The organism is Kitasatospora sp. NPDC058046 (assembly GCF_042885595.1).
Classification (GTDB): Bacteria; Actinomycetota; Actinomycetes; order Streptomycetales; family Streptomycetaceae; genus Kitasatospora.
Map to the genome: position 1 here is coordinate 86,480 of NZ_JBHVRS010000017.1, position 12,081 is coordinate 98,560.

Consider the following 12,081-nt stretch of genomic DNA (forward strand, 5'->3'; position numbering starts at 1 on the left):
ATGCTCGTCCCCGACACGGCACGAGCGCCCGCGTTCACGGATATCCGTGAACCGGTGCGGACGTCACGTCCGCCCCTCCTGGATGTGCGCGAGGAGCCGGGCCGCCGCCCGGTCCAGACTCAGCCGCTCCGAGCGGCCACGACGCCGGTGCGTCAGAACGAGGGCGCCCGTGACGACGGGGCCGTCGGTGACGGGGATCGCGAGCGCGCTGACCTCGGGATCGGCCAGACCCTCGCTGCGGCTGATCCGCGACGCCCGGATCCCCGGAAGAGCGCGACGGAACTCGGCGACCGCCTCGGGGTCGTGGCGGGCGAGCTCGTCGAGCAGCCCGCGGCGCTCCGCCTCGTCGGTGAGGGCCAGCAGCAGACGGCCCGCGGCGGTGCGCAGGAGCGGCCGGGCCATGTGCTCGTCGGCCAGCGGCAGGAGGCGGGGGATCTCGTCCTCGCCGCCGCGCGCCAGGTGCACGGCGTCGAGCCCGACCCGCACCGTGAGCAGCACCGGGGTACCCGCGACGCGGCTCAGTTCGTTGAGCTCGTCCTGGCCGATCCGCGGGACGACCCGGCCGGCGATGAGGTTGAGGACGTGCGGGGCGGGCCCGAGCCGGAAGCGCCGGCGCTGCTCCAGCAGGAACCCCGTCGCGACGAGCCCGTTGACCAGGTCCTGCACCGAACTCGCCGGCGCCCCGGCCGCCCGCGCCAACTCGGCCACGGTCACCCCGCCCGGAGCCCGCGCGGCGGCCTCCAGGATCCACACGACCCGGTCCACCGTACGGTGCGGCCGCCGTCGGCCGTGCTCGCTCATCCCGCCCGCCCTGTCCCTGTCGTACGTCGCCGGCCGATCACGCCGGCACGGCCCGCCGGTTCTCCCCCGCCACCCGAAGGGCAGGCCGGCCCCGGCCCGCTGCCGACGTCACCGGCCCGGTGCGTGCACCTGCACGCACCGGGCCCTGATCCACGCCGTCACGCCGAGGATCGCGCGAACGGGCGGGGCCGCGCCAGGCGCTACCGTGCCGCGAAGGCCCCGACCTTGAATTCGGTGCCGCAGACGCTGAAGACGCCGCCCGGCGAGCCGTTCGCCTTCATGACGTTCACCGTGGTGCCCGCGTCCTTGGGCAGCGCGACCTTGACGTGGGACGCCTGCACCGCGCACGTGTAACGGGCCGACGCGGTGCCCTCGCCGTTCACGTCGTTGTACAGCACGTCCGCCACCACCGCGGCGCCCGCCGGGATGTCGACCGCTGCCGAGCCGGCCGTGGAGTTGTCCCCCGAGACCGGGCTCGCCTTGCCCTGGTCGTCGGCGGCGACCACGGTCGTCGGGCCGACGATGGTGCAGGGGGCACCCGAGCTGTTGGTGATCTTGAGGGTCGCGGCGGCGGGCTGCGCGTCACTGGCGTGGCCCGAGGACTGGAGGAACGCCACCGAGGTGTTCTTGGTCGTGCAGGCCGCGGTGGCGCCGCCCTTACCGGCGCCGGAGGACGAACTGCCTCCACCGCTCGTGCTCGTCTTGCCCCCGGACGGCGCCGAGGCCGAGGCCGAGGCCGGCGCCGAGGCCGCAGCCGGCGCCGACGCCGAGGCGGAACCCGACGGGGCGGCTGCTGACGCGCTGGTGCCGGCGGCGCCGCTGTCCTGCGTGCCGCTGACGTCGTTGCAGGCGGTCAGGGACAGGGCGAGCGTGGCGACGGCGCCGACGGCGAGCAGGGTGGGACGGGTGGTGGTGCGCATGGCTGGTTCCCCCGGTTCTCGTTCGTGGGTCGCGATCCTGCACGAGGTCGCTTCCCCTTGCAGGAACGAGGGTGTTGCGGCGCGCTGGCAGATCACTAACGAGCGCGGCGGCGGTCCTAACGCCTGGCTAACGCGCCAGGATCCTGGCGTGTGCCGCCGCGTGCCGGCGCCGCAGTTCGGGCAGTGCGTCCTGGTCGGCGATGTGCAGCAGGGCATCGAGCGCGGTGACGGCGCCCGCGTCGTAGCCGGTCCGCTCGGCCTCGAGCGCGGCCCGCGCGAGGCAGCGCCGCCCGGCCACGGTGTCGCCGAGCCCGGCCAGCGCCTCGCCCTGCCAGGTGCGCAGGAGCACCCGCCGGGCGACCGCCTCGTGCTCCGGGCCGAGGCCGAGCGCCACCTCGGCCGCCTCGTACGCCTGCCGGTGGCGGCCCGCGCCGAGGTGGATGCGGGCCAGGTGCTGGAGCGCGAGCATCCGGGTGTGCGCGTCGTCGGCCTCGGTGGCGAGCGCGAGGGCTCGGGTGCAGGCCGTTTCGGCGGCGCCGGGTTCATCGTCGGGGAGGGCCGCGGCGAGGTTGACCAGGGCGGTGGCCTCGCCGAGTACGTCGCCTGCGCAGGCCGCGAGTTCGGGTGCGACGCGCAGGTGCCGGACGGCCTCGGCGGTGCGGCCCTCCTCGGCGAGCACCCAGCCGAGCAGGGTCAGGACGCGGGCCTCCGCATAGGGGTCGGCGCAGGCGCGGGCGTCGGCGAGGGCAGCCTCCAGGGTGGGCGCCCAGTCGGCGAGGACCCGCCAGACCACGAGCGGCCACTGGGTCACCGCGATCCGCCAGGCCCGCTCGGGCCGGTCCTCGGCGCGGGCCGCGGCCGCGATCAGGGCGAGGTCGTCGCGTTCGGCGGCAAACCAGTCGAGCGCCTCCTCCCGGCTGGTGAAGTCCCGTACTGCGGGCGGCTGTTGAAAGTCATCGGGCTGCACGAAGGCGGGCTCCCCGCCGGGCTCCGCGGCCTCGGACGCGGACAGCGCGGTCGCCACGCAGTGGTCGTACAGGCGCAGCCGGGCCGCGGCACGGGCGGCCGGGTCGCGGCTCTGGCCACGCGCGTAGAGCCGGACCAGATCGTGCAGGACGTAGCGGCCGGGGGCGGTCTCGGTGACCAGGTGCGCGGCGACCAGGCGGTCGAGGGCGCGGGCCGCGTCCGGCGGGGTCGTGCCGGCAAGCGCGGCGGCGCTGAACCGGTCGACGTGCGTGCCCGGGTGATGGCCGAGCGCGGTGAACAGCTGCGCCGCATCGGCGGGGAGGTGGGCGGTGGTGAGCCGCAGCGCGGAGGCGACGCCGATGTCCTCGGCGGCGAGCAGCTCGAGCCGCTGGCGCTCGTCGGCGAGCCGGTCGGCGAAGGAGGCGAGGCCGAGGGCGGGGAGTTCCACGAGCCGAGCGGCGGCGACCCGCAGCGCGAGCGGCAGACCGCCGCACAACTCGGCTGTACGCCGGGCCGCTTGGGGATCGGCGGCGGTGCGGTGCCCGCCGAGGAGACGGGTGAGCAGGGCCACGCTGTCGTCGGTGGCGAGGACGTCGAGGGCGAGGACGCAGGCGGCGTCGGAAGCGACGAGACCGGCGAGCCGGGCACGGCTGGTGACGACGGTGACGCAGCCGGGTCCCGTGGGCAGCAGCGGACGCACCTGGGCGGAGGTACGGGCGTTGTCGAGGACGACGAGCAGGCGCAGTTCGGCGGTGAGCGAACGGAACAGGGCACCGGCGGCGTCCGCCGACTCGGGCATCCGGCGCGGCGGAACGCCGAGAGCGACGAGGAACTCCCGCAGCAGCTCGGCCGGTTCGGGGTCCGAGGTGTCGCTGAACCCGCGCAGATCGGCGTAGAGCGTCCCATCGGGGAAGTCGGAGTGCCGGTCGGCCGCCCAGCGCACGGCCAGCGCGGTCTTGCCGACCCCGGCGGGCCCGGTGACCACGACGACCGGCCCGTCAGGTCCGGCCGCGGCCGCGGTCAGCGCGGCGCTCTCGACGGTGCGGCCGTGGAATCCGCGCGGGGTACGAGGCAGCAGGTTGGGCCGTAACTGCACCGACTCCAGGACGGGTTGGGGCGCATCGGCCCGGACCGCGGGGGCGCTTTCGGGCCCGAGAGCGACGGTGAAGGCGGCGGTCAGCTCGGCGCCCGGACGGGCGCCGAGCTGGTCGGCGAGGACCTGGCGGGCCCGGTGGTAGGAGTCCAGGGCCTCCGAGGAACGCCCCGCGTGGTGCAGCGCCTCGACCAGTCGGGCGGCCAGCGGCTCGCGCAGCGGATGGGCCCCGGTCTCCGGCCGCAACAGCTGGACAGCGCGCTCGTGTTCGCCGCCCGCGACGTACGTGTCGGCGAGCAGCTCGACCGCGGCGAGCCGCGCCTCGTCCAAGGTGTGCGCGGCGGAGCGCAGCAGCGGCGACGGGTAGGCGCCGGCCAGCGCGGGGCCCTGCCACAGGGCGAGCGCCTCGGTGAGCAGCGCGGCCCGGTCACCGGGGTCGGTGGCACGGCGGGCGAGCGCCACAAGGCCGTCGAAGCGATGGGCGTCGAGCAGCGTCTCCGGCAGTTCCAGGTGGTACGCGGAGCCGCGCGTGCTCAGCTCGACGCCGTACGCCGATGCGTCGACACCCGCCAACAGTGCCCGCAGGCGCGAGACATGGCCTTGGATCACAGTGCGCGCGTGCAAGGGGGGTTCGTCGTCCCACAGCGCCTCGGTGAGCGTGTCGACCGAGACCGCGACATTGGCCCGCAGCAACAGCATCGCGAGCAGGCTGCGCCGCTTGGCGGGCCCGAGCGGCAACGGCCCGTCGCTCCCGCTGACCGACACGGGGCCGAGGACCTGGAACTCCATGGACGGAACCCTATCGTCCGATGGCTACTGGGAATCGGGAGGTCGAACTTCACGGATACCGCACCGCTCCGTCACCGACCACGTACTCCCACTCGACTGCTCTGTGCCCCGGCCCGCACCCTCGCCGGACACCGACTGCTGCGCGAGCTGCGCCGCCGACACCCCCTGAACGGGGCGGCAGCGCCAGGTGGCACACCGCCGGGGCCTGACGGGGCAGGACTGCTGACCGCGCTGTACGGACGCCGGGCGCCGCGCCTGCTGCTGCCGGACTTCGCCATCCGGGCCGCGCTGCTCGGCGGGCGCGGGGCCCGGAAGAGCGTCGCCCGCACCGGCAGCGACTACGGCCCGTCCGAGGGGGCCGGCCGCACGGTAGGTGGTACCGGGCGGCGGGTGGCGGAGGGACGGCCTCGCCCCGCCCACCGCGTGCCCCGGAGTCCCCGGGCGGTCCTATGGAAGCCGACCGTGCTGGTCCTGGTGCTCACCGTCGGGCAGTCCTCGCCCGGCACGCCTCGCAGGCGTGGACGCCGGTGTCGCCGTAGCGGCGGATCGGTGTCCCGCAGCCGGCGCACGGGCCGATCTGCCAGGGCTCGCAGCCATGGGCGAGGGCGGCTTCGCGGCGCTGGGTCTCGGTGGCGGCGAGCCGGCGGTCCTGCCGGGGCACCGTGAACAGCCGTTCGGGGACCTCGTCGAAGGTGTGCAGGCCGGTGCCCGCGGAGTTCCCGCGCCGGGGCCGGGGGTCGTTGAAGGTGAAGGTCTCCTCGCCGTAGCGGCAGGTCGCGTCGAGTTCCTGGCGGGTGTAGGTGATGCCGGCGTCCCCGGCCCCGGGTTCGGCCGGGGAGTCCTCGTCCTCGTCGGGGCCGAACATGTCGTGCCAGCGGTCCCGATCGACCGCGGGCACCCACATCCGGGAGACGGAGCGCGGGTCGTGCTGGTCGGGGATGCGCATCGGCACGAACTCGCCGTCCGCGCTGGCGACGACGAGCTGGTCGACCTCGGTGGGTGCCTTCGCGGGCAGGCACAGCGCGGGCAGGAACCACTCGGCGTGGAAGCGCCCGCAGGAGCTGCCGTTGACCGGGCAGGGCCGCACACTGCTCGGCAGGCACTTCCACTGCTGCAGGTGCCGCACCCCGGCGCGCACCACCATGGCGAGCGGGGAGGCGATCTCCTTCCAGCTGAAGTCGTCGACCCGGGCCCAGGGTGCCCGCTCGACGACGGCGGAGCGGTCGGTGTCGATCACCCACAGCGGGACGATCCCGTGCTCGGCGGCGGCGCGGGAGCGGCGGCGGACGGTGTCGGCGGTGATCGGCGAGTACTGGGCCTCCCATCCGATCCGCCGGCCGTCGTCGCCGGTGACGAGGACGTCGGTGCGGATCCGGCCGTCGGTCGCGCGGGCTTCGATCTCGGCCCGGTGGCCGTGGCGTTCGGCGGCCCGGGCGATCCGCTCCTTCATCGCCTGGTGCTTCGCGCTCTCCTCCGGGGTGGGGGTGTGGCGCACCGGCAGGTGGGCGGCCACCCAGGCGGTGCGGCCGCCGACCGTCCGGCGGCGGATCGTCATCCACGGGGACCGGCCGTCCTCCTCGGCCTGGCAGGCGCCGTCACCGTGGTGCTCCAGGCACTCCAGGAGCTCGCGCTCGCGCCGGTCGATCGGGGTGGTGACCTCCTCCAGCAGGCCGGGCCGACCCGGATGGCCGAGGTCGGGCATGGTCAGGTTGATCTCGATGCCGTACGCGGTGTGGAAAACTCCGTTCGCCATATCCGGAGAATAGAAACAGGAAGCGGCAATTTAAACACCGGTGCGAATGTTTAGAATCGGCGAATAAAAGCCTCGAATAACATCAGTCCCACGGTCAACAGGGTCCGGCATTCTGTTTGAATTCCACCCGTGCCCGCCGGTCCGACCAGCGGACCTGCGGGCATCCGCGGGTACCGCGAAGGGCCTGGGAGAGGACCTGGGCACACCCGTCCGGAACGCGGCGACCACCGTCCCGGCCTACGTCGGCGACCACCAGGCCGAAGACGCCCTCGCCCGGGTCGCCACCGGCATCGGCATCACGGAGAAACCCACCCGGCCCTAGCGGGCCAGCGCGGCGGAATCAGCGGCGCGAGGCCGCACAACGGTCGCCTCCGGGCGGTACGGATCGGGCCTCAAGGCGTTTGCCAGAGGCGACGAACGCAGGACGTGCCGGTAGCCGGCCGCACCGCCACCCCGCAGGGACTCCAGATAGAACACCTTCAGGATCACGGCGAGCTCTGCCTCGGTGACGTCCACGCTGCGCCGGCTGGAGCCCTCTACGGTCCGCGCCCTGGCGATCGCCGCGCCCAGCAGGTCGGCGTCGACACCGGGGAGGAGGCCGGCCTTCGCGTCCTCGCGGACGGCGTGGAGAAGGGGCATGTCGAAGGCACGCACGCTGATCGTGGTGTCCGGCACGCAGTCGTCCACCGGTACGACGGGCTGCTCGGCTGGACGGTCCCGCAGGGCCCGGTAGCGCAGCAGGTCCTGCCCCAGGCCGGTTACGCGAACCGCCCACGCCGGGCGGGCTTCGCCGACGGCGAGACCGTCGAGCAGTTCGGGACTCGCGAACTCGCACACCTTCGCTCCGACGAGCCGGCGCACGGTCCCGTGCTCCGCGATCCGGCGCTGTAGGGGCAGCTCCCCGGCCAGCCAGCCCGAACTCTCGGCAGCGACGGCCTCCAGCAGCACCCACTCATCGTGACCCAGAGCCACAAAACCCTCCCTCAACGTGACTGTGCCGCCGATCCTGCCACGCCGCCCCCGACGGCGCCCCGGCCTTCACAAATCCCGGGGGAACACGGCCGGCACCGTCCGACCCCTGCCCCCTCATGCCACCCTCGCCCGGACCGGGTGCATCGCGATACCCAGGCATCGGTCCGGACAGGCGGCTCCCGGACGACGGGCAGGCCGTGGGGGCGGCGCCGATCCAGCGGGACCCTCACACCACCACCACTCCCCCGCCGTTACCGCAGGCGACGCCCACCGCGGCCATGTACCCGCGCAGTCAGCCGTCGTACGGGGTGGGGTCGGCGCTGGCCGCGAGCCGGCCGAGCACCGGGCGGCTGGCGGACTTGTACGCGGCGACCTCGCAAGGCGATGCCTGGATCGGTCGGCAAGTCCCTTCCCAGGCAGAGGAGTTGAACACTGGCGGCGACCGCCGCGACGTCAGCTACCGCCGTCGCCGGCGACCGCTCCGGCCGCGATGCAGTGCGGGTGCGAGAGGGCTACGTGCCCCGCACCCGTCGGCGCCGAACTCTGCTTTCCCAGTCGGGGGTTCGGCCTCCCGGGAGGGGCGGGCCAGGGGTTTGCGCGATCACCGACAGGCCATTCCGGTCATTCGATGGCCGATACCCGCGAAAGGTCGCCTTCTTCCCGGATGCCGCACCCCGGGGTGCGGGGGACTGCCATGCTGGCACCAGCGGAATGTGACATTTCACATTCCGCACATCCTCCTATCCCTGCCCCCGAGGAGAGACACCCATGAAGACCACCGTCATCGCCGTCGTTGCCGCCGCCGCGACCCTGACCACCCTGGCCACCGCCCAGGGGGCCGCCGCCGCGCCGGCCGGGCCGGTCGGCGCGGTCGTGACCTGCGGCACCCCTGGCGCGCCCGGTCCGCTGCTGACCCGGGCCTGCGTCGAGGTGACCGGCAACCAGGTCCGCTTCTACGGGGTGGCCACGGCCGGTGACCCGTCCTGGCAGCCCCAGTCCGTCGGCTTCGCCGTCTCCGGCACGGTCGTCGGCGGCGCCCCCCTCGCCCCCGTCAACCCGACCGTCCTCGTCCAGGCCGGCTCGAACCAGGTCGGCAGCGTCTTCTCCAACGCCCCGTGCGGCGCCACCGTCAGCAGCACCTTCTCGGTGAACCAGCCCGGCTGGCCCGCCTCGACCGCCACCGTCTCCACCGTGGTGGCCTGCTGACACCGGACTCCCGCAGGTGTGCCCCGGCCCGCCCGGGGCACACCCCGCCACCGCCCCTCGGCGGGAGGGCACTCTTCCCGCCGCAGCAGGTCAACCGGTACCCGCAACCCGCCACGACGAACCGGCCGATGTCGCGCAGCCCGAGCACGGGAGTCGGCCGCCGCTTCCTCCCTGGTCGCGGCGGCAGCGTCCAGCGCAACCGCCCGCTCACGGCGCCTCCCGACGCCGCCAGTACCCCGTTCGCCGCCGGCCGCACCCTCGGGAATCCGGGCGATCGAAGCCCACTTCCGGGTGCGGGAGGGCTACCGGGTACTGGCGACGTGGGCCATTGTCGACCTGGGAACGATCGCCCGCGACACCTACCGGAACGACGAGCTCGGCCGGGGCAATCACTCGCCGACCGACCTGGCCGAGCGGCTCGGCGGCTCGCCATCGGCAATCTCCGGCGCCGCGTCCGGGACCGGCTGGAATGCCCCGATCAACAGGTCGACCGGCGTGCTGGCGCACCGAAGAACCGGCGCCTTCAGCAGAGGTCGAGGAACGCCGAAGGGGCGGACACGTGACTGTGTCCGCCCCTTCGGCGTTCGTGGTAGCGGGGACAGGATTTGAACCTGCGACCTCTGGGTTATGAGCCCAGCGAGCTACCGAGCTGCTCCACCCCGCGTCGTGCTCCCGACTGTACGGCACCAGTCGCTGATCACCAACTCGGTTCGGCCCGGGCACCGGCGAACAGCGCGAGGACCGCGCCGATCTCGTTCGGCTTGAGGGCCGCCGTGGCCAGGTTCTTGCTCTCGCCCGTCGGGGGCTCGGGCGGCCGCCAGTCGATGCCGGCGGCGGTCAGCACGGCGACCAGGTGCTGTACGGCGGAGGCCAGGCGGTCGGCGTTCTCTCCGGACAGGACGCGTCCCGCCTTGCTCTGGAGGTCCGCCAGGGCCTTCCTCTGGGAGGCGACCCGTTCCACGTCGGGCGTAGGGCGGCCACCGCCGCGCCGGGGTCGGTGCGGTGGTGGCCGCCCTCCTCGCCGTCGGCGAGCCGCCCCGCCCGGTGGGCCGCCGCTGCGAATGGTGGTCCCGTGCAAGCGCATCGGCCGGGCAGGACGAGTCGGAGGAGTTGGACGGGGCCGACCGGCCGGTCACCAGCCGTCGGTGAGCCGGAAGGCGCGGGAGAAGGAGGCTCCGCCCGTGTTCGTCCATTCGTCGAGGACGCCGTAGGTGTCGTCGCGGGCGATGAGGTCGGCGCGGCCGGTGCCCCGGAAGTCACCGGCGACCGTCTGGGAGAACGGACCCCACCCGTCGGTGACGAGCACCCGGTCGGCGAAGGTGCCGTCCCCGTTACCGGGCCACATGTACAGGTTGCCCGTCGCGTCCTCCCTCGCCATCAGGTCCGCGTGCCCCGTCCCCCGGAAATCACCGGCGACCGTCTGCGAGAACGGACCCCACCCGTCGGTGACGAGCACCCGGCCCGCGAAAGTACCGTCCCCGTTACCCCGCCACATGTACAGGTTGCCCGTCGCGTCCTCCCTCGCCATCAGATCCGCACGACCCGTCCCCCGGAAATCACCGGCGACCGTCTGCGAGAACGGACCCCACCCGTCGGTGACGAGCACACGACCGGCGAAAGTACCGTCCCCGTTACCCCGCCACATGTACAGGTTGCCCGTCGCGTCCTCCCTCGCCATCAGATCCGCGCGACCGGTCCCCCGGAAATCGCCGGCGGTGGTCTGGGAGAACGCGCCCCAGCCGGCCGTCAGGTCGGTCCTGGCCGCGAAGGACCCGTCTCCCCGCCCCGCCCACTCGTACAGGTGCCCGTCCGAGTCGTCGCGGGCGACGAGGTCGCCGGTGCCCTTGCCGTGGAAGGCTCCGGCCGTCGTCTGGGAGAAGGTGTGGGAGGGGCTGGGCGGGGCGGGCCGCGGGGCGAGGACCTCGGCGAGGGCCGCGTTCCCGTTGGTGGTGAAGTGCAGGTGGTCGGAGGAGACGTAACCGGCGAACGCGGCGCTCGGGTTGAGCGGGTCGCGGGTCGCCCGGTCGAAGTCGTGGAAGCCGTCGATGGCCGTCGTCGTGCGGATCCAGTCGTTGACGCACCGGCGCACCCGGTCGCGGGCGGCGGTGTAGTCGGTGTGGCCCTGGAAGGCCGGGATGGTGGCGACGGTGAAGCGCAGCCCGGCCGCGTGCGCGCGTGAGGCCAGCTGCTGGATCCCCGACTCGAGCGCGGAGTCGGAGGCGTCGTCCATCGTGATGTCGTTGATGCCCTCGTAGAGCACGACGCTCCGCACTCCGGTCTGGGAGAGGACGTCCCGGTCGAAGCGGTTGAGCGCGCTCTGACCGAAGCCGACGCGTCCTCCCGTCCCGTCGGTGAGGATCCGGTTGCCGGAGATGCCCTTGTTGACGACGCCCTCGGGCTTCGGTCGGGCGCTGAGGGCGCGCCCGTAGTCGTCGGCCCAGCGGGTGTTGGAGTCCTGGTCGGTGTGCCCGCCGTCCACCTGCGAGTCGCCGAGGGCGACCACCGTCCCGTCGCTGCCGGCGGCCGTGACGTCCAGGCCGGCCAGGAAGGCCCAGTAGGCGTACGGGGTGGAGAGGTTGGCGCCGCCCGTGTCCTGGGTGCGGTCGGCACTGTCGCCGGGGGCGGAGGTGTAGGAGGTGGTGAGCGTGTACGGGTGGTAGGGCGCGGTGGTGACCTTGTCGGGCAGCCAGAGGCTGACCAGCAGGTTCTCGTCCGCGGTGACCGGGAAGGCGACGGGGTCGCTGTAGACCTCGCCGCCGGGTGGGATGACGGTCCGGCCCGAACCGCCGAAGGTCAGGGTGACCGGCGTGGCCGCCGCCGTGGCCGGGTTCCCGTTCCGGGCGGACGTCCTGTCCTGGGCCGCGACGGTGACGTGCCCGATGGTCACCGGGTCCGGACTGAAGGTGTTCACCAGGCGGATCCGGGCGGAGCTGCCGCCGATGCTGGTGTGGACGACCATGCGCAGGGTCTGCCGCCCCGTCACGCCCGAGGCTGCCGACGGTCCGGCCAGGCTCATGGCGGTACCCCAACTCCCCGTCCAGGCCGCGGACTCGGGGCGCGGCGCGCCCGGGCCCGACGGGAGCGCGGCGGGGCCTGGCGGGAGCGCGGCGGGGACCGGCCCGCAGCCGGCGGCCGCGTTCGCCGGGGCCGCGGGCGGCAGGGCGGCGAACGCGCCGAGGACGACGGCGGCTGCCGTCAAGGCGGACAGGCGGCCCCGCGGTGGGCGGTGGGCGACGTGCACAGGAGTCCTTTCGCCGGGTACGGAAAACCATGTTCCCGCATGGTTCGGGTGACGAAGAAATGGCGGCGATCCGCTTCCCGGAGGAGGAGGTCCGAGAATGCGCCGAGAAATCTCGGAGACCGCTCGCCATCCACCATGTAATCACCGCCGGCCCGGCTTCCGCCAGGAGGAACATCAGGCGGAAGCCATGGGGAAGTTCCAGCAGAAACCGCGCTGTACAGGCGAGATCGGCGGGAAGCAGGCGGAGTGGCCTGATCGTGCGTCAGCTGACTGTCGCGCCTGACGGAATTTGCGATATACCGTCTCGGGCACTTTCCGCCCGACAATCCGCCAATCTCCT

8 protein-coding genes and 1 tRNA gene are annotated in these 12,081 nt (G+C 73.8%); 1 reads left to right on the forward strand and 8 read right to left on the reverse strand.

Annotation, left to right across the window (positions count from 1 at the left end; all coding sequences use genetic code 11):
• Window positions 1-63: 63 nt before the first annotated feature.
• From ACFVU7_RS29600 to ACFVU7_RS29620, 5 genes are all read right to left on the reverse strand, one after another.
• On the reverse strand, window positions 64-801 hold the full coding sequence (locus ACFVU7_RS29600) for a helix-turn-helix domain-containing protein (RefSeq protein ID WP_053112011.1): 738 nt from the start codon (window positions 799-801) through the stop codon (window positions 64-66).
• A gap of 200 nt (window positions 802-1,001) precedes the next feature.
• Complete coding sequence (locus ACFVU7_RS29605; RefSeq protein WP_388048068.1) at window positions 1,002-1,721, reverse strand: DUF4232 domain-containing protein; 720 nt, start codon at window positions 1,719-1,721, stop codon at window positions 1,002-1,004.
• A 127-nt stretch (window positions 1,722-1,848) separates the two neighbouring features.
• Window positions 1,849-4,569 (reverse strand): BTAD domain-containing putative transcriptional regulator, encoded by a 2,721-nt coding sequence (locus ACFVU7_RS29610; protein ID WP_388048070.1) that lies wholly within the window; start codon window positions 4,567-4,569, stop codon window positions 1,849-1,851.
• Between the two features lie 478 nt (window positions 4,570-5,047).
• On the reverse strand, window positions 5,048-6,322 hold the full coding sequence (locus ACFVU7_RS29615) for a hypothetical protein (protein WP_388048072.1): 1,275 nt from the start codon (window positions 6,320-6,322) through the stop codon (window positions 5,048-5,050).
• Window positions 6,323-6,640: 318 nt separating this feature from the next.
• A complete protein-coding gene (locus tag ACFVU7_RS29620; RefSeq protein WP_143204554.1) occupies window positions 6,641-7,270 on the reverse strand; it encodes a hypothetical protein in 630 nt (209 codons plus the stop codon).
• A gap of 792 nt (window positions 7,271-8,062) precedes the next feature.
• Here ACFVU7_RS29620 and ACFVU7_RS29625 point away from each other — a divergent pair.
• Window positions 8,063-8,500, forward strand: coding sequence for a hypothetical protein (locus ACFVU7_RS29625; RefSeq protein WP_388048074.1), 438 nt, complete (start codon window positions 8,063-8,065; stop codon window positions 8,498-8,500).
• A gap of 587 nt (window positions 8,501-9,087) precedes the next feature.
• Here ACFVU7_RS29625 and ACFVU7_RS29630 read toward each other — a convergent pair.
• From ACFVU7_RS29630 to ACFVU7_RS29640, 3 genes are all read right to left on the reverse strand, one after another.
• A tRNA-Met gene (locus ACFVU7_RS29630) sits at window positions 9,088-9,164 on the reverse strand.
• 33 nt (window positions 9,165-9,197) lie between these two features.
• Window positions 9,198-9,461 (reverse strand): hypothetical protein, encoded by a 264-nt coding sequence (locus tag ACFVU7_RS29635; protein WP_074002931.1) that lies wholly within the window; start codon window positions 9,459-9,461, stop codon window positions 9,198-9,200.
• A gap of 171 nt (window positions 9,462-9,632) precedes the next feature.
• Window positions 9,633-11,699: an FG-GAP-like repeat-containing protein gene (locus ACFVU7_RS29640; protein WP_388048076.1), complete on the reverse strand. Its 2,067-nt coding sequence runs from the start codon at window positions 11,697-11,699 to the stop codon at window positions 9,633-9,635.
• Window positions 11,700-12,081: the final 382 nt, after the last annotated feature.